The following is a 20,365-nucleotide window of genomic DNA, read 5'->3' as shown; positions in this document are numbered from 1 at the left end:
TGAGATCAGTTCAGCGGAGACGTACCGAATCGGCTGGGAAGGCCCAGCTTGCCAGGGTTGAGAATGCCCTCCGGGTCCAGGGCCTTCTTCACCGCGACGAAGGTCGCGAAGCCCGCCCCGAGGGATTCCTCCAGGTAGGGGCCGCGCAGCAGACCGCAGCCGTGGTGGTGGCTGAGCGCCGCCGCGTGCTTGATGAGCACGGCGTTGGCCGCGTCCCACACCGCGCGGTACCAGTCGCGGCGCGACTCGGGGGCGACGTTTCCGCGGAGCGAGAAGTAGACGCAGGCGCCGTCGGTGTACGCGTGGGACTGGTGGGCCGAAGCGGCCAGGGTGCCGTCCACGGACTGGATCGCGGCGACCACCTCGTCGTAGATCACCGGGAGGTCGGTCCAGGACCCGGCCATCTCCAGGGTGTCGGCGACGAAGCCCGGACCGGGCTCGAAGCCGTCGGCGGACTTGCCGACCAGCATCCGCTCGTCCAGCCAGCGCTCGAAGACGGCCTGGCTGTCCAGCTCGGGGCCGTACTCCTCGCAGACCTTCTTCGCGACCTCGATCGAGGCGTCGACGATGACCGGGTCGCCCTCGTCGGCGATCAGCAGCAGGTTGGTCTCCGGGTGGCCGAAGTGGGTGCCGGACTCCAGGGCGTCGTACAGCCGCAGCACGGCCGGGGTCGCACCGCGCTGCATGATCCGACGGCAGGCGTCCAGGCCCTCGGCGAAGGTCTTGAAGCCGAACGCGACGGCGTTCGCGTACTTCGGCAGCGGGTGGACGCGCAGCCGCGCCGAGACGATCACACCGAGCGTGCCCTCGGAGCCGACGAACAGCTGGCGCAGGTCCGGACCGACCGCGGCTCGGGCGTAGTCGCCGTACGTGGCACGCGTGCCGTCCGCGTGCACGACGTCGACGCCGACGACCATGTCCTCGATCTTGCCGTAACGCGTGGAGAGCTGGCCGGCGCCGCGGCAGGCGATCCAGCCGCCGACCGTGGACACGGCGAAGGCGGACGGCCAGTGGCCCGTGGTGACGCCGTACTCCTCCTGGAGCTGCTTCTCGAAGAGGTCGCCGAACATGCCGGCCTGGACGTCCACGATGTTGGACTCGGTGTCGAAGCCGGTGATGCGGTTCAGTCCGCAGACGTCCAGGACGACGCCGCCGAAGACGGGGAGCGCGGCGCCCGTGACGTTGGAACGTCCCGCGGACGGGGTGACCGGGATGCCGGCCTCGTGGCAGATCCGCAGCACGGCCGCGACCTGGTCGGCGTCGGCCGCCTCGACGATCACGGCGTCCGGCGTCGCCGGACGGCCCTCGGTCTCGCCGATCATCGAGCCGGCCCACCAGTCGCGGGTCCGGGTGACGACCTCCTCGCGCGAGGTGTGCACGGCGTGCGCGGCCTCGCGCAGCGCCTCGATCACGGTCCCGGGGACCTCGACCGGGTCGACCTGGAGGGCGGCCTCGCCGTCCCCGATCGGGGTGTTCTGCGCCCACTTGGCGAAGCTGGGAGCGCCGATCGTGTAGTTGCCCCGGTTGAACGGGTGGGTGATGGTCTGACGGCTGATCATGCTGCTGCCCCTTCGAGGAGTACGGACTTTTCGTGACGGACGGCTGCGAGGTACTCGGAGACCGAACGCTCCACCTCGGCCTCCGAGAGGTTCAGTTCCCGGCCGAGGATCGCGCCGACGGCCTCGGCGGCGTCGCCGGACGCGTCCCGGGCGAACAGCCGGGCCCGCGTCCGGCGGGAGAGCACGTCGTCGACGGAACGGGCCAGTTCGGCGCGGGCCGCGTAGACGACCTCGGCCTTGGTGTAGGGGAGTCCCGCGACGACCGGTTCGGCCAGTGCCGGGTCGTCCTGGATGAGGTCGCCGACGAAGCGGGCCTCCGTGCCGAAGCGCTCGCCGAGATGCGCGGCGATGCCACCGGACGCGGCGACGGCCTCGGCGTCGTAACCGGCGCCGCCGAGCAGCGGAAGGTCGGTGGTACGGCTCTTCCCCTTGCGGCCGAGGACCGTCATCACCTTGTCGATGACGAGCTCGCCCATGTGCCGGCTGGTGGTGAGCTTGCCACCGGTCACCGTCACCATGCCGGTGCGGCCGACGGTGATGTGGTGGTCGCGGCGCATGTCGAGCGTGGCGCCCTCCTTGCCGCCGACCAGCGGTCGCAGGCCGCCGATGGAGCCGACCACGTCGTCCGGGGTGAGCTTCCCCTCGAAGGCGGTGTTGGCGCCCTCCAGCAGGAAGTCCATCTCCTCGCGGGTGCAGTGCACATCGTCGGGGGAGCCCTGGTAGTCCTCGTCGGTGGTGCCCAGCACGACGCTGTTGCCCCAGCGGGTGCAGGTCGCGCGGCGGGCCCGGCCGGGGATCGGCACGGTGACCGTGCAGTTGATCCGGACCTTGTCCCAGGGCACCACGATGTGGACGCCCTTGGCGGGCCTGACCTGCGGCTTGTGGCCGTCGTCCGCCTTCGCGTCGAGCTCGTCGGTCCACACCCCGGTGGCGTTGACGACGGCCCGCGCGCGGATGTCGAGGGTGTCGCCGTCCGCCGTGACCCGGGCGCCGGACACCTTGCCCATCTGCATCAGCAGGCCTTCGGCCCTGGCGCCGTTGAGCACCGTCGCGCCGAGCGCGGCGGCGGTGCGGACGATGGTGAGGACGAGCCGGGCGTCATCGGTACGGGCGTCGAAGTACATCAGCCCGCCCTTGAGGTTCTCCGCGCGCAGCGTCGGCGCCTGCGCGAGGACCTCCGGCACGGTGAGCCGCTGGTGGAGCTTGCCGATCCGCCAGCCGCCGACCAGGTCGTACGTCCACAGCAGGCCCTCGAAACCCTTGGCGAGGCGGGCGTCGAAGATGCCCTCCTTCTCCAGGATCGGGAAGAGGAACGGCAGCCGGTGCACCAGATGCGGGGCGTTCTTGCGGAAGCGGTGGCGTTCCAGGAGCGAGTGGCGGACCAGGTTGACGTTGCCCTGCTCGATGTAGCGCAGGCCGCCGTGCACCATCTTCGAGGACTTCGACGACGTGCCGGAGGCGAAGTCGTCCTTCTCGATCAGCGCCGCGCGCAGACCGCGCGAGGCCGCGTCGAGCACGGCGTACGCCCCGGTGATGCCGCCGCCGATGACGAGCACGTCGTACGTGTCGTCGGCCAGCCGGCGCTTGAGGGCCGCCCGGTCGAGCAACAGGGGCGTTCGGCGGGTCGCCGCGGCGCTGCGCCGCGGTTTCCGGGCGGGCATGGTGATCACAACATCAACTCCTGGTGTTTCGGTGCGGTGGCCGCGTGGTCGGGTACGGGCCACCGGTGCGACGGTCGGGGGGGGGCCGTCAGTGGGGGGTGTGAGGTTCGGGGTCCTCCAGGGGGAGGAGCGCGGGGTCGTCCAGGTGGGCGATCAGCACGTCGCGCCAGGCGGCGCGCTGTCCGGCGCGTTCGGCCGCCGTGATCGAGGGCTCGAAGATCCGGCCGTGCGGCTGGGCCTCGACCACCTCTTCGAGCGAGGACCACAGCCCCTGGGCGACGCCCGCCAGATAGGCGGTGCCGCGCAGGCTCGCGGTGGCGGAGTCGGAGACCCGCTCCAGCGGCAGACCGGTCAGATCGGCCTGGATCCGCATGAGGGGGTCGCTTCCGGAGACCCCGCCGCCGACCCGGAGCCGGGTGAACGGTGTGCTCATGGTGTCGGCGACGCCGTCGATCAGGTCGCACACGGAGTGCGCGATGCCCTCCAGCACGGCGCGCGCGACATCGCCGCGGGTGGTGGCGAGGGTGAGCCCGGTGAGGGAGGCGGTGGCCTCCGGGTGCCAGACCGGCGTACGGACCCCGGCGAGCGCCGGGACGAAACGCGGGGTGCGGCCCGGCCGGGTGGGGACCCGGCCCGCCTCCTCACCGAGTTCCTTCGGCGATGCGAACAGCCCCAGGTCGTCACAGAGCCAGCGCAGCGCCGAACCCGCCGTGGAGGTGTAGGCCTCCAGGCTGTAGTGGCTGATGTCGCCCTGCCGCCGGCCGGGCTGGGCGAGCACCCCGGAGATGTCCGGCCGGGGCAGGGCGGGCGTGGTGCCGGTCGCCGCGTCGACGAAGGCGCCGGTCCCGTACACGCACATGCCCTGCCCGGCGGCGAGGCCGCCGAGCGCGACGAGTGCGGCGTGCTGGTCGCCCATGGAGGCGGCCAGCGGGACGGCGATGCCGAGGGCCGCCGGGTCGGTCGTACCGAATCCGGCGTCGTCGGAGCGGAGTTCCGGCAGCAGGTCGAGGGGGAAGCCGAGATGGTCGATCCACTCCTCGTCCCAGGCGTGCCGCTCCAGCAGATAGCCGCCGGTGGAAGCGGCGTTGGTCGGGGTGGTGGCGTGCACGGCGCCGCCGGTGAGGCGCCAGATCAGCCAGGTGTCGACGGTGCCGAAGAGCAGCCGGCCGTCGCGGTGCGCGGCGGCCACCTCGGGGTGTCCGGCGATCTGCCGGGCGGCCCAGAGGAACGGGGCGCGGGCGCCGACCGGCCGGCCCTGGCGGGCCAGCAACGCGGCGTCCCACTCCGCCTCGTACGAGGTGAGCTCGTGTGCGTACCGCCGGTCCTGCCAGACCACCGCGGGCAGCAGCGGCTGCCCGGTGACCCGGTCCCACAGCATCGTGGTGGCCCGCTGGGTGGAGAGCGCGACCGCGGTGATCCCGATGCCCTCCTCGCGGGCCCGGCCGACGGCCCGGCGCGCCACCTCGACGGTGGCGGTCCAGATCTCCATCGGGTCCTGCTCGACCGAGAGGTCGTCCGGATGGCTGACCTTGATCGACCGGTAGAACACCTCGTGCGCGGCGCCCGAGTCGAGAACGACTCCGGCCCTGGTGCCCGTGGTGCCCTCGTCGATGGACAGCACGCCGCGCCGTGGGGCGGCGCCGGGGAACGTCTGCATCATTGCAGCCCTTTCATCGCGAGCATCGCGAGCTGTGCGGAGGGATACGACAGGGGGAGGGGACCATCGTGTGGTGCGACAGGTCCGGCGGCGGGTCAGCGCGCGGTCGCGGAACGGGCGGTTCGCTCCTCGGCGGTGTCACGGTCCTGACCGACGGCCTCGTCGGGGGACACGGCCTTCGTCGGGTCCCACTTGATCGCCAGACAGGTGATCAGTCCGAGCAGTGGTACGACGGAGAGCACCAGGAAGGTGTCGGCGAGTCCCAGCGAGTCCTTGATCTGCGGGAAGACGTACAGCCCGACGACACTGCCGAAGCTGCCGACCATCCCGGTGACCCCGGTGCCGAGCGCGCGGACGTCACTGCTGTACGAGAGTGCGGCGATGGACTTGCCGTTGGCGCCGGGGCCCGACGAGTGGCAGAGGATGAACAGCACCGGCAGCAGGAACGCCACGGCCGTGGGCACCTTCTCGAAGGTCAGCCCCATCGCGAGCAGCGCGACGAAGACGCCGGCGAAACCGGCGGCGGAGCTGAGCCGGAGCCCGAGCCGACGGCCGAAATACGCGGACAGCAGGCCGCCCGCGATACCGAAGGCGTTGAAGACCATCGAGCCGATGGTGGCCTTCTCGAAGCTCTCGCCGAAGATCGTCAGGCTGATCAGCGGGAGGTACCAGCCGACTGCGAAGTACTGCATCGACTGTCCGAGCGAGATCACGGAGGAGAGGATCGTGCGCGGCAGGTACGCGCCCTTGAAGAGCAGCCCGGCCTGGCGGAAGCCGATGGCGGGTGCCTCGGTGGCGGCGCGGGTCGCCTCGTCGGGCCTGCCGGCGACGGCCTCGATCCGGTAGATCTTGTCCAGGTTGACGACGGCCTCGTCCAGCCGGCCCTTGCTCGCCAGCCAGGTGGGGCTCTCCTTGAGCATCAGCCACTGGCCCACGAGCAGCGCGGCGGCGACGACCGCGGCCGAGCCGACCGACCAGCGCCAGATGTCCGCGCCGACGTCCAGGTTGAAGAAGAGCAGGGCGAGGGCGAGGTTGCTGGTGGTGGCGACGTACCAGACGGCCTGCCACAGATTCAGCCGGCCGCCCAGCTTCGCGGGCGTGTACTCGGCGAGCAGCGCCATCGCGACCGCGAAGTCGATGCCGTATGCGACACCCACCAGTACCCGGCCGAGCCAGACGACGGTGAAGTCACCGGCGAAGGCGGCGAGCAGGGCGCCCGCGATGGCGAACACCTTCGCGATGAGCAGCGGGGGAACGCGGCCGATCCGGGTGGCGAGCCAGCCGCCGAACGGATTGAAGACGATCGCCAGGGCCGGAGCGGTGGCCGTGAGGATCGAGACCTGGGTGCTGGTCAGCTCCATCTGGGACGTCATCGGTCCCAGACCGGCGCTCAGCGCGGCATTTGAATAGGCGTCGAGGAACAGCCCGCCGAACACGAGAAACCAGATGACTTGCGCCCGGCCGGTGATCTTTCCCAGCCCATCGATGAGCGCAACGACGTCGGCGACGCCTTTGACGCTCGGACGTTGTGCCATGAATCCGCCTTCGAGGAAGACCCATCGGCGGCACGGGGAGCACAAAAAAACAGGCATGACGAAACCACCGACAGGTGGTCTATGTCTGTGCCTGTCAAAACACTGCGGAAAGCGCCGCAGCACGTGAACTGCAAAGAATGCGAACTACGCAGTGAGGTTAAGAACGAGTCAGGAGAAACGTCAAGGGTTTCCGGCAGGTTACCTAAACGTGACGCGGGGCTGAGGGCTGTCCCGTAACCCCTGGTGGGCGCGCGACGGGAGGCGGGCGCCGGCACGCGGCACGCGGGGTGGCGCGTGGTCCGCACCACCCCGCCGTGGCGATGTCCGTCAGCGGCCGGCCTGCAGCGTCGCCCAGGTGGCCGGCCCCGCGATGCCGTCGGCCGTGAGTCCCCGGCTCGTCTGGTAGCCGCGCAGCGCCGTCGCTGTCGCCGGGCCGAAGCTCCCGTCGATGTCCACGGTCGAGCTGAGCGCCGCGGTCAGTGAGCGCTGGAGCCTCTTCACCGCCTCGCCCGATTCGCCCTGCTGGAGTGTCGTCGCCGCCCCGGCCGACAGCAGCGCGGTCCAGGTCCTGGCTCCGACGACACCGTCGGCGTCCAGCCCGTGGGCGACCTGATATGCCGTCACCGCGCTCTGCGTGGCGGGGCCGAAGCTGCCGTCCACCGCGCCCGCCGGGTGTCCCTGCTCGCCCAGCAGCCGCTGAACGGCCTCGACCTGGGCACCCGTCGAGCCGTTGCGCTGGGTCGCGTACGCGGTGAAGCTCAGTCCGTCCCTGCTGTCGCCACCACCGGTGGACCCGCCGACCAGCTCCATGTAGCGCGTCCAGTCCCAGTACGGCCCGGGGTCGGTGTGGTCGTTGCCCGGTGCCTCGCTGTGCCCGATGATGTGCGCCCGGTCCTTCGGGATCCCGTACCGGTCGCACAGGTACTTGGTCAGGGCCGCCGACGAGCGGTACATCGTGTCCGTGAACCAGGACGGGTCGTCGATGAACCCCTCGTGCTCGATGCCGAGCGCCGAGGCGTTCGCGCTCCGCGCGTGGTACGCGGTGTCGCTGTCACGCACCATCTGGGTGATCTGACCGTCGGAGGAGCGCACCACGTAGTGCGCGCTCACCTCCGCCACCGGGTCCTGGAACCAGTTGATCGAGCCCGCGTACGAGCCCTGCGTGACATGGATGATCACCTTGTCGATCTTCGCCGAGCGGCCGACGGCGAAGTTGTTCGCGTTCGCCGGCACCCACAGCGCCGACGGATAGTCGGGGCTCTGGGTGCGCGCCTCGGTGGCGGTGAGCGAACCCTTCTGGGGCGAGACGGGGCGGCCCGTCACCGAGATCCGCTCGCCGCCGGGGACGACGGCGTCGAGCCCGTCGGCCAGGAGGGTGTAGACGGTGTCCGCGTAGAGGGCCGCGGCGGGCCCCTGTGTGCCGCTGTACCGGGCGACGGCCGGGTACCAGGCGTTGATGTCGTCGCGCTCCCGGGCGTCGAGGCCCAGAGTGTCCGCGTAGCCCCGCAGCACCGCGGCGCCGCCCAGGATGTTGGCCGCGGTGTCGCCGCGGAGGGCGGCCGGCGGCTCGCCGGTGAGAGCGGCGGCCCGTTCCAGCGTCCGGTTCAGGGGGTTGCTCACCAGATGCATCACTCCGTAGCCGTTCGCCTGGCTGGGGCGCCCGGAGTGGCCGTCGAGACGGGTCTCGCCGTATCCGACGGCGGCGAGCAGATCACGCGGTACGTCGTACTTCGCGGCCGCGCGTGCGAACGCCCGGTTCATGGGATGGTCGTCGGGCTGAGCGGCGAAGGCCGGGGTGCCTGCCGCGGTCAGCGCCGTGACGGTGAGGGCCGCTAGCACGGATGCGCGTGCCCTTGTGTGGACGGCTGCTCGTCTGGGCATACCTGCTCCTGCTCTGTGGGGGGAGAAGAACGGCCCCCGGGCCCGAGTGGGGTGGGCCGAGGGGCCGAAGCCCGCACAGCGTATCGATGTGTCCAGGGCATGACAATCATCTGCCGGTGTGTCGAACTTCCTTTCACCCGGACGGGGTTGGACCGCATGCCGGGCCCCCGCCCGGCGACCGCTTCGGCGGCCACCGGGCGGGGCTGGAGCGTCCGGCGTCAGGTGCTCGGAGTCGTTCACCACCGGGCAGACAAACGGACCGGCAGCGGGGGTCGGGCCCACGGCCTGGATTCCGGCCTCGCGGTGGCGCGGCGCGTCGGCGCCCACTGGCCCGGCCCCCGCCGAACCGCCGGGGGCCGGGCCGGTGCGCTGTCCTACCAGTGATCGCGGTGGATGACGTCCGCCACCGGACGGCGGCTGACCGGACCGAAATTGCCCTGCGGCCACCCGACCGGAACGGCGGCGAAGGTGTGCATGTCCTCGGGAATGCCGAGGGCCGCCTTCCACTCCTGCTCCAGCATCAGGTGCCAGATGGTGATGTTCGCCGCGAGCCCCAGCGCGCGGGCGGCGAGCAGGATGTTCTGCACACCCGGATAGACGCAGGAGCCCTCGGCGAGCGCCTGGAAGCGGGTCCCGGTGTTCGCCATGTGCGCGGTACCGGCCGGACCGAGCGCCTGCGCGGAGGCCAGGAGGCCCTCCTCGTCCGGACGCGGCTCCGGGAACCGGTAGCAGGGCACGATCAGCGCGGGTGTATCGGCGAAGTGGTCTCGCTGGTACTCGATCGCGGCGACCATCCGGCCGTACGCCGCGTCGTCCATGCCTTCGGGCGCGTACTTCCCGGTCGTCGCCAGATAGGCGTCCACGCACCGCTTCCACAGCGGCGCGAGACGCGCCATCACCTCGCGGTCGGTCACGACCACGTACTCGTAGCACTGCATGTTGCCGCCGCTGGGACCCCAGACGGCGGCCTGTACGAGCTGCTCCAGCATCTCCTCGGGCACCGGCTCCGGCTTGAGACGGCGCATGGCCCGCATGGTGGACATCGTTGCGAAGAGCGCGGGTTCATCGGTTCCGGCCCCGGCTATCGGCATGTCTGTCGTCATGATCGCGGAGTCTACGGGCGAGGCCTCGCGGTGGGGAGCCGTGCCGGCCGGCCCTCGGGACGGGCTCGCCGGGCCCGCGCCCGCCGTCGCGTCGGCACGGCACGGACCGGCAGATTCGTACTGAGGGCCTGAGGGCCTGAGGGCCTGAGAGCCGGACCGGGTACCGGCGTGGGCGGTGGTCCGTCCGGGAACGACGCGGGGGGTGGGGCCGACCGGCGGCCGGTCGACCTCACCCCGCGGCCCGCGGCGTTCGCGCGGGCCCGGCGGTCAGTGCCCGTTGTTGTTCGGGGCGTTGACGTCCACCCGCACGACCTGCGGGTCGTGGTCGCTCGCCTGGTCGGCGAACTCCGCGTTGATGTGCACCACGTCGTAGTCGAAGCGACGGACGCCGGGGCTGGTCAGGATGTGGTCCAGCGTCTGCGAGTTGCCCTCGTAGACATAGCTGTACTGCTCGCTCGCGGGCAGCGTGGTGATCAGCGGCTTGAGCACCTTGCCGCTGGTCAGCGCGTCCATCGTCGAGGAGAAGGCGAAGTCGTTGAGGTCGCCGAGCGTGATGATCCGGGCCGAATCGTCGGCGGCCAGCAACGACTTGACGAAGGTGTTCACCTCCGTCGCCTGCTTCACACGCTTCGTCTCGGAGCTGCGCTTCGGCTCCTGGTAGCGGCCGTGCAGGGGCTGGTCGCCGCCCTTGGACGTGAAGTGGTTGCCGATGACGAAGACCGGCTTCCCGTGGAAGCGGAACTCTCCGACGAGCGGCTTGCGGCTGTCCGCCCACGCGTCGCTGGTCGGGGTGATCCGGCCGGGCGACGCCGAGAGGGCCACTCCCTTCTTCGTCTTCACCGCGGTCACGGCGGTGGTCGCGTCGCCGCCCGCGCGGTCCACGAAGTCGACCCTCTTGGGATTGAAGAGGAAGACGTTGCGGATGTTGCCGCCGGGTTCGCCGCCGTCCTTGTTGTTCTCGGGGGCGATGTACCGCCACGCGTACCGGGGACCGCCCGCGGCGACGATCGCGTCGGTGAACCGCTTCAGCGTCGCCTCGGAGCCGACCGTGCCGTCGTTCACCGCACCGTTGTCGTCCTGGATCTCCTCCAGCGACACGATGTCGGGGGAGGAGAGGTTGACCGCGACGCCCTTGGCGAGTGTGTCGAACTTGGCCTGCTCGTCCAGCGCGTCCAGGTTCTCCACGTTGTACGTGGCGACGGCGAGCTCGTTGCCCTTCTGCTTCCTGGTGACCTCGCGCTGCAGGTGGTTGTCGGTGAGCGTGCCGAGTTCGGTGGCCTGGAGGTTGTAACCGCCGAACGACGCGTAGTCCATGACACCGGTGGTCGCGCCGGACAGCACGTCGCCGACGTCGGCGACGGGGACCGGCTTGGCCGGGTCGAGCGACATCACCTTGATACGGCCGGTGTTCTGGTCGTTGTACGAGGAGTACAGCGTGCCGCCCCGCCCGGTCCGGTTCTCGTCCGGCTTGACGGTCACCCAGATCTCGTCGTACGCGGTCGTCGCACCCGTCACCCGCGTGTCGGAGATCTGGACGCGGGTGCCTTCGAGCGACTCGTAGAGGTCGAGGGCGTACGCCGAGGGGTCGAGGGCCAGCGGATCGATCGAACCACCGTCCGCCGAAGGGGCGTAGGTGTCCGGTACCGAGGCCGCGTCGAGCACGACCGGGGCCGGCAGCGCGTTGCCCGAGGACAGGACCGTCGTCTTCGGGGCGGTGATCTCGGTGATCGACTGGGTGGTCGTCGACGGGTAGTACTCGTCCACCTTTCCGCTGACCAGCACCGAGTCGCCCACGGCGACCTCCGGAGCGGTGGAGCCGGTGAAGACGAACACGCCCTCGCTGGTGCGGGGGTCCGCGTCCGGCTCGGTGTCCTGGATCCAGAAGCCGCGCGAACCCGTGGTCCGTACGCCGGTGACGATGCCGGGGACACCGGTCACCTGCCGACCCTTCAGTGGCGACACCCGGGTGGTGCCCTGGATGTCGTGGATCCGGACGGTGCCGGGTTCGGTCGGGCCGCCGGGGTCCACCGGGCCGGAGCCGCCGGATGTCTCGCCGGCCGAGTTGACCGGCGTCGGGTCACCGGCGGTGAAGTCGGCGGCGTTGTCATCGGTGTCGGCGAGGGACGCACCGCGGGCCACCGAGAAGGTGTTGGACGCTCCCGCGGCCGGACCGCTGCCCTCCCGTACGACCGCGGAGCCGTAGCCGACGAGGTCCACGATCCGGGTGTCGGCCGCGCAGTCGGCAGCCGTCTTGCAGGTCAGCGGGGTCGTGCCGGAGACGAGCGCGACGGTTCCGCCGCCGGCCGCCATGGCGACCGTGCCGGTGGCGTCCGGCGTCGGCAGCGCGACGGTGCCGCCGGTGCCCGCGGCCTGGGAGACGAGATAGCGGCCACCGGGGGCGATGGAACCTGTCAGTGCGGAGACCTGCCACAGCGATCCGGCGGAAGGGGCGGCGGGCAGGTACTGGACGCTGAAACCGGACAGGTCGTAACCGGCGGAGCCGGCGTTGGCCAGCTCGATGAAGTCGCGGCTGAGCGTGGCGCCCGAATTGCCCCCACCGCCGTACACCTCGGAGATCACGGCGGTCGAGGACGGAGCCGCGAATGCGGCGGGCAGCGCGGTGGCCGAGAGCGTGACGGCGACAGCGCCGGCCAGCAGGACGGAACGGGGTCTGGATATGTGCACGGTGAGTTGCTCCCGAAGTGTGGTGAGGGCAAAAGCTATGCGCGTAGAACCGGCCGTGACAAGACATCAGAAGTTAATTCCAGAAATCGCTCCGACGGCCGGGAAGCGTTGCGGGGGAGCGGCGAGGGGTGGGGGCGCTGAGGCGCGGGGCGTCTTCCGGCCACCCTCGGCAGATGGTGGCCGCCCACCGGGGGTCCGGCTCGTGGCGGGTCTGGTGGCTCCGACTCGCCGTGCAACCGAAGGGTTGCCTAGGGTGGAGAGGAAGGCAGGGGAGCGAGCGGGTGAGGATGGTCCCGATGGTGGCGATGGACCCGGTATTCAGGGCGCTCGCCGATCCGAGCCGCCGGGAGCTCCTCGACCGGCTCGATGCGCGGGGCGGCCAGACCCTGCGCGAGTTGGGCGAGGGCCTGGGCATGAGCCGGCAGGCGGTGAGCAAACATCTGGCGGTGCTGGAATCGGCGCTGCTGGTCACCGTCGTGCGTCGGGGGCGGGAGAAGCTGCACTACCTCGACCCGGTGCCCATCCAGGAGGTTGCCGGCCGCTGGACCGGCCGGTACGCACGCCACCGTCCGGCCGCACTGTCGCGCCTTGAGCAGAGCCTGGAAGGAACGGTCATGGGCAAGCCCGAGTTCGTCTACGCCATCTACATCCAGACCACCGCCGAGCATCTCTATCAGGCGCTGACCGACCCCGAGTCCATCAAGATCTACATGGGTGGATACGGCCCCGAGTCGACCTGGGAGGTCGGCGCGCCGGTGCGGTGGAAGATGGATCCGGACGGTGAGTTCGAGGAGGTCGGCCAGCGCGTCCTGGAGGCGGAGCCCGGTAGGCGGCTCTCGTACACCTGGCACACCTTGCAGCCCATGCACCGTCAGATGTTCGACTTCGCCTCGGACGAGGAGTGGGAGAAGGCCGTCCGGGAGCGGTCGAAGGTGACGTTCGACATCGAGCCCGCCGACGAGCCCGAGCTGGGTATCAGGCTGACGGTCACCCACGACGGGTTCGACAGCCCGGACAGCAGGATGCTGGAGGGTGTCAGCGACGGCTGGATCGCGATCCTCTCCTCGCTCAAGACCCTTCTGGAGGGCGGGCGGTTCCTCGACGAGCCGGCCTGAGGCCGAAGCACGAGGAGCGCCCCCGACGGGCCCGGCCTCGACGCGGAACCGCCCGAAGGCGTCCTTGCCGAGGACGGGACCGAGGGGGGCGAGGAGCCGCCGCGCCCGCGTCGCGGGAGTCGCCCGGCGCGGGCGGCTGAGGAGCTGTCCATGGAACGGACGGCCGTCGGACGGCCGGTGCGTTCGGCACCGGCCGGCGTCTCCTGTCGGAGGATCAGGCTCCGGGCACGCGGTCGAGGAAGCCGCTGACCGAGGTGATGCGTCCGTCCTCGGCGAGGGTCAGCACGTCCGACCCGGCGACGGGCGCCGAGCCGTCGGCGGTGGAGACCAGTTCCCAGCTGAAGCGCACGATGTCGTGGTGCCCGTCCGGGGTGCCGGTCGGGCGGAACTCGAAGCCGGGGAACTGCTGGTGGGCTCCGTTGATCGTGGCCGTGAGCTGCTCGTGGCCGCGCACGTCCGCCAGCGGGTCGGTGTAGGTGGCGCTCTCCGTGAAGGCGGCCGCCACGGCCTTCTCCAGGTCCTCGGGGGTGGCCGCGTTCCAGGCGACGAAGTAGCGCTGAACGGCGTCCTCGTATGCGGTCATCGTGCTGTCCTCTCCTCGCGTCCCGACCCCTGGGGCCGGGCTCCCGTGTGCAGGTGAGGAACACGATGTCCGATGGCGCGGAAGGCGTCGATTACCTCCGAGGTCATGGTCCTGGGCTCGGAGGTGAGGTGTCACATCGCGGCAGAGCGGACGCGAGGAACTGCAGGTGTGGTGCGCAAGGGGGCCGCTGCACGAGGGCTCCGGTACGCAGAAGTGCCGACGTGAAAAAGGGGCGGTGCACAACTCCCCCGGCGCGAGGGTGCGTCGGCGCGGCGCGGCGCGGCGCGGCACACGGCGGGGCGAGGAGGAGGCGGGGCGAGGAGGAGGCGGAGCGGGCGGAGGCGGAGCGGACTGAGGGGCGGGCGGAGGTGAGCCTCCTCAGACCTGGCTGTCCGGGACCACGTGCATGGCCGCTTCCTCGGCCGATGCCGCCGCTCCGTCGATCCCGACGTCCTCGGCCGTCAGGGTGTCCGGCTCGTTGATGTCCAGCTGCCGGGTGAGCCGGCCGGCACGTGCCGTACCGACCTCCCCGTCCCACAGTTCGCCGTCACCGTCGGAGAGATCGCCCAGGCCGTCGCCGGTGATCTCGGACACCTCGGGCAGCTCCCGGGCCAGGCGGCTCTCCAGCGGCTCGCCGCTGTGCTGCTCGGCGGCTGTGGTGCCCTGGTCCTCCACCGCCCATGGCCGCTCGGGCGGGGAGTAGCCCTCGTCCAGCAGATCGGTCAGGCCCCGGTTGTCCAGGGTGTCCTCGATGTCGAGCTGCTCGGCGAGGTCGGAGGCCTCGGGCTGCTGGGGCTGGTAGACATCGTCTCCCATGTCGGCATCCTTCATGGTGTGTCCCTTCCCGGCTCCTGGGTCCCGGTCACGCATGTCGCGCACGCGAACCGGGGGAAAGGGGGCGTATCTGTACTGTGTGCCCGATCGCCGTCGAACCGCCCGTATGGCTTCAGGATAAGTGGACCGGGCATGAGCCCGCAGCCGTGGCCCGTCGGCCGGGCACGACGGGCCGGTCCGAGGGACGATGGAAGGTGCAGGAGAACGAGGGAAGGCGCGGGCGGGGCCTTGTCCCGCGCCCGCGCCGTCCGTATCGGGAGAACCGCGATGGATTACCCGGAGAGCTACCAGTTGGTATTTCAGGCGTCGGCCGTCGAGGACGACACGGTGACCGTCCGGCGTACGGAACAGTCGGGCGCGGGCGGGTATCCGATCTACGAGGACGAGACCGGAATCGTGCGCGCGGAGATCAGCGACCGCGGGGAGGTGCGCATGATCGCCAGCGGTGGACACCAGGTGCTGGGCACCCCGCTGGTGGTGCGGGAGCCGACCACCTGAACGCTCGTGCGGGGGTGTGCCGTCAGCCCTCGGTCCAGCCGTGGTTCTTGGCGAACTGCAGCAAACCGCCCCGGATCTGCAGAATCTGAGCACTCGTCAGCGAAGGGGCCGACTCCAGCAGGACCTCGGTGACCGCCCTGGTGTACTCGGCGGCGCTGAGCACGTCGCACAGCGTGTCGTCGTCCGCGGATCCGGCGATGCCGACCGCGGTGGGCCGCGGGGGAGTCAGCGGCTTTCCGTCGGGTCCCTCGGCGAGCCGGACGGACGACGCCTTCAGCCCCCGGTCACCGTCTTCGATCTCGAACTCGACCGCCGTGCCCGTGTGCACATAGGACTCGGGGATCAGCATGTCGTTGACATGGAGGAACACATCCTCACCGCCGTGATCGGGTGCGATGAAGCCATATCCCCGTGCGCTGTCGAACCGCACCACGCGACCGGAAACCACACCAACCCCCAAGGAAGAACCGGGCCCCATGCCCCTCGCCACACATGGCTCGACCGGAGAATAGCCCCGCGCGGTCGGGCCGCGCGACCGGATCCCGGTAATCGCGGCGGACTCACCTGAGCCTGCGGTCGGGCGGCGGCGCGGTCCCGGACGCCAGTGGGGAGCGGGCCAGTTCGACGCAGCCCACCGTGATCAGGGCGATCGCGACGAGTTCGGGCAGCACCCACCACCCGGTGCGCAGCTCCTCGCCGAAGAGCGTCACCCCGTAGAGGACGCTGATCAGCGCGTCGCCGAGGGTCAGCGGCGGCTGGACGGCGACCAGCATGCCGGCCTGGAGGGCGTTCTGGAGGAGGAACAGCGAGCCCACTCCGGCCACCGCGGTGGCGTACAGCTGCCAGGACGTGAAGAGCGCCGCCGCTCCGCCGCCCCCTTCGAGCCGCGCCATGGCGTCCTTCATGAGCGCGGCCGTGAGCGCGTACCCGCAGGCCGCGGCGAGGCCGAGCAGCGCGCCCCGGGGGTTGCCGCGCGTACTCAGGGCCGCACCGATCAGCACGGCCTCGAAGATGCCGGTCAGGATGAGTGCGGGCACCCAGATGGCGCCGTGCACGGACGTGACGCCGCCACCCGGTGCCGCCGAGGCCATGCCCAGGGCCAGTCCCAGGGTCACCGCCGCCACCGCGTACCAGAGCGACCGGGGCAGCCGGACCCGCATGACGAACCCGGCCATCAGCAGCGTGGCCGGCAGTTCGATCACAAAGATCGGCTGGACCACGGCGATCGGACCGGTGGCCAGCGCCACGGCCTGGCAGACGGCCGCGACGATCACCAGGCCGATCCCGGCGAGCCACACCCGCCGTCGCAGCAGATGCCCGATCAGCGCCAGACGCATCGCCTCGCTGTCGGGGACGGTGCGGGCCGCGCGGCGCTGGAGGACGGAGGCCGCGCCGTTGCTGAAAGCGGTCAGGACGGCGAACAGGACACTGATCACCCACTCATGATGCGGGCGGCGGGCCCGCGATCCCGGGTCCTGTGGTCCGGCGGCATGGCGGGACGCAGGACCCGGGTCCCGGGCAACATGCGGACCGAAGTCGTCCGCGATTCCACGTAGCGTGCCGTGCATGTCGCCGAAGAAGAACCCCGTCGCGCCCGCCGTGCTCTCCCCGCGCGCGCTGGGCCGTGCCACGCTGGAGCGCCAGCTGCTGCTGCGCCGGGCCACGATGTCCGCGAAGGGCGCCGTCGAGCATCTCGTCGGTCTCCAGGCGCAGAACACCAAGCCGCCCTACTACCAGCTCTTCGCCCGCCTCGACGGATTCGACCCGGCCGAGCTCGCCGGACTGATGGAGTCCCGCGAGGCGGTGCGCATCGTCACCCTGCGCTCCACCATCCACCTGCACACCGCAGCCGACGCGCTCACCCTGCGCCCGCTGGTCCAGTCGGCGCGCGACCGGGAACTCAGGACGTTCCGCAAGGGGCTCGTCGGAGTGGACCCGGACCGGCTCGGCGCGATCGCCAGGAAGGTCGTCGAGGAGCGGCCCCGCACCCCTCGGGAGATCCGCGAGGTACTGCTCGCCGAGTGGCCCGACGCCGACCCGCGGTCCCTGGGCGTGGCCGCCCGCTGTCTGCTGCCGCTGGTCCAGGTCACCCCGCGCGGGGTGTGGGGCAGGAGCGGAGACGTCGCGCTGACCACCGTCGAACACTGGCTCGGCAGGCCGTCCGGGCCGGTGCCCGCACCCGATGCCACCGTGCTTCGCTACCTCGGCGCCTTCGGGCCCGCCTCCGTCCGGGACATGCAGGCATGGGCCGGACTGACCCGGATGCGCGAGGTCTTCGAACGGCTGCGGCCACGGCTCATCACCTTCCGGGACGAGAACGGCGTCGAGCTCTTCGACCTGCCGGAGGCCCCGCGCCCCGACGAGGACACCCCCGCCCCGCCGCGCTTCCTGCCCGAGTTCGACAATGTGCTGCTGGGCCACGCGGACCGTTCGCGCGTGATCCCGCCGCGGTACCGGGGGCGCAACGGGAACGGCAACCAGGCGTACGGCACCGTGCTGGTCGACGGATTCCTCGCCGCGATCTGGCGGTTCGGCGACGGTTCCGGGGCCCGGTCCGGTTCCGGGACACGTTCCGATTCCGGCCCGGCGGCGGCCCTGACCGTGCAGCCGCTCGGCCGACTGAGCCCGGCCGAGTGCGACGCCGTCACCGACGAGGCCGTACGGATGCTCTCCACCATGAGGAGGGCCGGGACGAACGCGGTCATCGACGCGAGCGGATACGACATCCGGTTCGCGACGTTCGTCGACTTCGGGCCCTGAGCGGCGAACGGTGCGCGACAGCCGCGGTCCGGCCCCGCGCACCCGCCCCCTACGGCAGCAGCCCCGCGCGCCGCGCCGCCACCACCGCCTCCAGACGGGTGTGCGCCCCCAGTTTGCGCATCGCCGAACGCAGATACCCCTTCACGGTCTCCGGCCGCAGCCCCAGCCGCTCCGCCGCCACCGCGTTCGTCGTCCCCGCGGCCACACACGCCAGCACGTCCACTTCGCGCGGTGCCAGGTGCACATCGCAGGGTTTCGGCGCGCGGGCCCCGGCCGCCGAGGCGAGCCGCCCGCACACCGCGAGCAACTCGTCGCGCAATGCCGGGTCGATGACCTTCGGGACCAGCGCGCGCAGTTCGCGATGGGCCTCGCGGACGTCCTCCCAGGCCCCCGGCGCGGCCCTCGGGTCCGTGACCTGCTCCCGCGTCACGGCCAGCAGCTGCTGCACCTCGTCGCGTACGACCAGGGCCTGCTCCACATCACGGGCGGCGGCGACCGCCGCGTCGAACGTACGGTCCCCGAGCGTGACCGGCTCGCGCAGCGCCCCGTACAGCACACCGCGCACCCTGCGCCGCACGACGACGGGCACCGCGACCACCGAGCGCAGCCCCTCCGCGGCGACCGCCATGTCGTACTCGTGGCTGATGTGGCGCGAGGAGCGGTAGTCGGTCACCGCGCACGGCCGGGACAGGGCGATCGACTTGCCGCCCAGCCCACTGCCCGCCGAGATGACGAGCCCGCGCAGGGCGCCGGTCTGCGCCCCGTTCAGCTCGGCGATCCGGGCATGGCGGGCATCCGAGAGCAGCCCGCCGAAGGCCACGGGCACCCCGCTGGTCCGGCGCAGCCGCAGCAGCGCCGCTTGCATCTCCACCGCATCGACGGATTCCGGCACGCTGACGCCCTTCTGCCCGGCTCCCGGCAGCCCCCGGACAGGCACTGAAGACCTCGGCCGGGCCAGGATCCTCAGCAACCTTCCGGCTGCACCCCCGTTCGGGGGTGGTGAGACCTCGGTCACTGTTTACATGATGTTAAACGACCGGTCCGGTCCGCAAAGAGGAGGGCACATGTCGGCAACCAGCGCGACGGAGAAGTTCCGGGCCGCCCGGGACTTTCTGCTGCGGCACCGCGAGGACTACCACGCCGCCTACGAGGGCTTCCGCTGGCCGCGGACGGAACACTTCAACTGGGCGCTCGACTGGTTCGACGCCATCGCCGAGAACAACGACCGCACCGCGCTGCACATCGTGGAGGAGGACGGCGGCCGTACCGAGGTGTCCTTCGCGCGGATGTCCGCCCGCTCCAACCGGGCCGCGAACTGGCTGCGTGCCCAGGGGGTACGGGCCGGGGACCGGATCCTCGTCATGCTCGGCAACCAGGTCGAGCTGTGGGAGACCGCCCTCGCCGCGATGAAGCTGCGCGCCGTCGTCATCCCCGCCACCCCCCTCCTCGGCCCGGTCGATCTGCGCGACCGGGTGGAACGCGGCCGGGTCCGGCACGTTCTGGTACGGGACACCGACACCGCCAAGTTCACGGAAGTGCCCGGCGACTACACCCGGATCGCCGTCGGCGCGGACGTGCCCGGCTGGCTGTCGTACACCGGTGCCGACGAGCAGCCGGAGACCTTCGAGGCGGACCGGGAGACGGACGCCGACGAGCCGCTGATGCTGTACTTCACCTCCGGCACGACCGCCAGCCCCAAGCTCGTCGAGCACACCCACGTCTCCTACCCCGTGGGTCATTTGTCGACGATGTACTGGATCGGCCTCAAGCCCGGGGACGTCCACCTCAACATCTCCTCGCCCGGCTGGGCCAAGCACGCCTGGTCCAACCTCTTCGCGCCCTGGAGCGCCGAGGCGACCGTCTTCATCTTCAACTACACCCGCTTCGACGCGGGCCGGCTGATGGCCGAGATGGACCGCTCGGGCGTCACCAGCTTCTGCGCCCCGCCCACCGTCTGGCGGATGCTGATCCAGGCCGACCTCTCCCAGCTGAAGACCCCGCCGCGCGAGGTCGTCGCGGCCGGTGAGCCGCTGAACCCGGAGGTCATCGAGACGGTGCGACGCACGTGGGGCGTCACCATCCGGGACGGCTTCGGCCAGACCGAGACCGCCGTCCAGGTCGCCAACACCCCCGGTCAGCTGCTGAAGGCCGGCTCGATGGGACGGCCCAGCCCCGGTTTCAGGGTCGAGCTCCTCGACCCGGTCACCGGCGAGCCGGGCGCGGTCGAGGGCGAGATCTCCCTCGATCTGTCCGCGCGTCCGGTGGGTCTGATGACCGGGTACCACGGCGACCCGGACCGGACCGCCGAGGCCATGGCGGGCGGCTACTACCGCACCGGTGACATCGGCTCCCGCGACGAGGACGGCTACATCACCTACGTCGGCCGGGCCGACGACGTCTTGAAACCCTCAAGATCACGTGCCATTCCTTTCCTAATGAAACTGGCCGCCTGACCTGCAAGAACGCGAAGAGCCCCACCAGTTGGTGGGGCTCT

General features: G+C 71.2%; 15 protein-coding genes and 1 pseudogene. 4 read left to right on the top strand and 12 right to left on the bottom strand.

Annotated features, from left to right (window positions below):
- Positions 1-5 precede the first annotated feature (5 nt).
- From ACIOHC_RS29975 to ACIOHC_RS29945, 7 genes are all read right to left on the bottom strand, one after another.
- Complete coding sequence (locus ACIOHC_RS29975) at positions 6-1,559, bottom strand: FAD-binding oxidoreductase (RefSeq protein WP_365691087.1); 1,554 nt, start codon at positions 1,557-1,559, stop codon at positions 6-8.
- Positions 1,556-3,229, bottom strand: coding sequence for a glycerol-3-phosphate dehydrogenase/oxidase (locus ACIOHC_RS29970; RefSeq protein WP_365691086.1), 1,674 nt, complete (start codon positions 3,227-3,229; stop codon positions 1,556-1,558). Before ACIOHC_RS29970 ends, ACIOHC_RS29975 begins: the two co-directional genes overlap by 4 nt.
- A 79-nt stretch (positions 3,230-3,308) precedes the next feature.
- A complete protein-coding gene (locus tag ACIOHC_RS29965; protein WP_401844863.1) occupies positions 3,309-4,877 on the bottom strand; it encodes an FGGY family carbohydrate kinase in 1,569 nt (522 codons plus the stop codon).
- A gap of 95 nt (positions 4,878-4,972) precedes the next feature.
- The gene (locus tag ACIOHC_RS29960; RefSeq protein ID WP_365691082.1) at positions 4,973-6,412 is read right to left on the bottom strand and encodes an MFS transporter; all 1,440 of its coding nucleotides are present in this window, start codon (positions 6,410-6,412) and stop codon (positions 4,973-4,975) included.
- A gap of 327 nt (positions 6,413-6,739) precedes the next feature.
- Complete coding sequence (locus ACIOHC_RS29955) at positions 6,740-8,293, bottom strand: N-acetylmuramoyl-L-alanine amidase (protein WP_365691080.1); 1,554 nt, start codon at positions 8,291-8,293, stop codon at positions 6,740-6,742.
- 374 nt (positions 8,294-8,667) lie between these two features.
- Complete coding sequence (locus tag ACIOHC_RS29950; RefSeq protein WP_351073673.1) at positions 8,668-9,396, bottom strand: nitroreductase family protein; 729 nt, start codon at positions 9,394-9,396, stop codon at positions 8,668-8,670.
- 267 nt (positions 9,397-9,663) lie between these two features.
- A complete protein-coding gene (locus tag ACIOHC_RS29945) occupies positions 9,664-12,081 on the bottom strand; it encodes an endonuclease/exonuclease/phosphatase family protein (protein ID WP_351073671.1) in 2,418 nt (805 codons plus the stop codon).
- A 305-nt stretch (positions 12,082-12,386) separates the two neighbouring features.
- Here ACIOHC_RS29945 and ACIOHC_RS29940 point away from each other — a divergent pair, with 305 nt between their 5' ends.
- Positions 12,387-13,196 (top strand): metalloregulator ArsR/SmtB family transcription factor, encoded by an 810-nt coding sequence (locus ACIOHC_RS29940; RefSeq protein ID WP_351073889.1) that lies wholly within the window; start codon positions 12,387-12,389, stop codon positions 13,194-13,196.
- Positions 13,197-13,410: 214 nt separating this feature from the next.
- Here the strand turns inward: ACIOHC_RS29940 and ACIOHC_RS29935 are convergent, their stop codons facing one another.
- Both ACIOHC_RS29935 and ACIOHC_RS29930 read right to left on the bottom strand, forming a co-directional pair.
- On the bottom strand, positions 13,411-13,779 hold the full coding sequence (locus ACIOHC_RS29935; protein ID WP_351073669.1) for a nuclear transport factor 2 family protein: 369 nt from the start codon (positions 13,777-13,779) through the stop codon (positions 13,411-13,413).
- A gap of 378 nt (positions 13,780-14,157) precedes the next feature.
- The gene (locus tag ACIOHC_RS29930; protein WP_351073667.1) at positions 14,158-14,610 is read right to left on the bottom strand and encodes a DUF5709 domain-containing protein; all 453 of its coding nucleotides are present in this window, start codon (positions 14,608-14,610) and stop codon (positions 14,158-14,160) included.
- A gap of 270 nt (positions 14,611-14,880) precedes the next feature.
- Between ACIOHC_RS29930 and ACIOHC_RS29925 the strand changes: the two genes are divergently transcribed.
- The gene (locus ACIOHC_RS29925) at positions 14,881-15,111 is read left to right on the top strand and encodes a DUF6296 family protein (protein WP_351073665.1); all 231 of its coding nucleotides are present in this window, start codon (positions 14,881-14,883) and stop codon (positions 15,109-15,111) included.
- Positions 15,112-15,133: 22 nt separating this feature from the next.
- Here the strand turns inward: ACIOHC_RS29925 and ACIOHC_RS29920 are convergent, their stop codons facing one another.
- Positions 15,134-15,559, bottom strand: a complete 426-nt coding sequence (locus ACIOHC_RS29920) for a cold shock domain-containing protein (protein ID WP_351073663.1) — start codon at positions 15,557-15,559, stop codon at positions 15,134-15,136.
- 112 nt (positions 15,560-15,671) lie between these two features.
- Complete coding sequence (locus ACIOHC_RS29915; protein ID WP_365691078.1) at positions 15,672-16,547, bottom strand: DMT family transporter; 876 nt, start codon at positions 16,545-16,547, stop codon at positions 15,672-15,674.
- A 130-nt stretch (positions 16,548-16,677) separates the two neighbouring features.
- Between ACIOHC_RS29915 and ACIOHC_RS29910 the strand changes: the two genes are divergently transcribed.
- Positions 16,678-17,871: a winged helix DNA-binding domain-containing protein gene (locus ACIOHC_RS29910; RefSeq protein ID WP_365691076.1), complete on the top strand. Its 1,194-nt coding sequence runs from the start codon at positions 16,678-16,680 to the stop codon at positions 17,869-17,871.
- A gap of 49 nt (positions 17,872-17,920) precedes the next feature.
- On the opposite strand, the gene ACIOHC_RS29905 is transcribed toward ACIOHC_RS29910, so the two are convergent.
- Entirely contained in the window at positions 17,921-18,763 is an 843-nt protein-coding gene (locus tag ACIOHC_RS29905; RefSeq protein WP_351073657.1) for a LuxR C-terminal-related transcriptional regulator, read from the bottom strand.
- Between the two features lie 172 nt (positions 18,764-18,935).
- Here ACIOHC_RS29905 and ACIOHC_RS29900 point away from each other — a divergent pair.
- Positions 18,936-20,318, top strand: a pseudogene (locus ACIOHC_RS29900) (AMP-binding protein); the annotation flags it as partial.
- Between the last annotated feature and the right edge of the window lie 47 nt (positions 20,319-20,365).

Source organism: Streptomyces sp. NPDC088252 (assembly GCF_044740965.1).
Lineage (GTDB): Bacteria > Actinomycetota > Actinomycetes > Streptomycetales > Streptomycetaceae > Streptomyces.
This window is presented reverse-complemented; position numbering and strand designations above follow the sequence as displayed.

Coding starts and splice junctions, on each gene's coding strand:
- ACIOHC_RS29975 (WP_365691087.1), bottom strand. CDS start 1,559: ATGATCAGCCGTCAGACCATCACCCACCCGTTCAACCGGGGCAACTAC.
- ACIOHC_RS29965 (WP_401844863.1), bottom strand. CDS start 4,877: ATGCAGACGTTCCCCGGCGCCGCCCCACGGCGCGGCGTGCTGTCCATC.
- ACIOHC_RS29960 (WP_365691082.1), bottom strand. CDS start 6,412: ATGGCACAACGTCCGAGCGTCAAAGGCGTCGCCGACGTCGTTGCGCTC.
- ACIOHC_RS29955 (WP_365691080.1), bottom strand. CDS start 8,293: ATGCCCAGACGAGCAGCCGTCCACACAAGGGCACGCGCATCCGTGCTA.
- ACIOHC_RS29950 (WP_351073673.1), bottom strand. CDS start 9,396: ATGACGACAGACATGCCGATAGCCGGGGCCGGAACCGATGAACCCGCG.
- ACIOHC_RS29940 (WP_351073889.1), top strand. CDS start 12,387: ATGGACCCGGTATTCAGGGCGCTCGCCGATCCGAGCCGCCGGGAGCTC.
- ACIOHC_RS29935 (WP_351073669.1), bottom strand. CDS start 13,779: ATGACCGCATACGAGGACGCCGTTCAGCGCTACTTCGTCGCCTGGAAC.
- ACIOHC_RS29930 (WP_351073667.1), bottom strand. CDS start 14,610: ATGAAGGATGCCGACATGGGAGACGATGTCTACCAGCCCCAGCAGCCC.
- ACIOHC_RS29925 (WP_351073665.1), top strand. CDS start 14,881: ATGGATTACCCGGAGAGCTACCAGTTGGTATTTCAGGCGTCGGCCGTC.
- ACIOHC_RS29910 (WP_365691076.1), top strand. CDS start 16,678: ATGTCGCCGAAGAAGAACCCCGTCGCGCCCGCCGTGCTCTCCCCGCGC.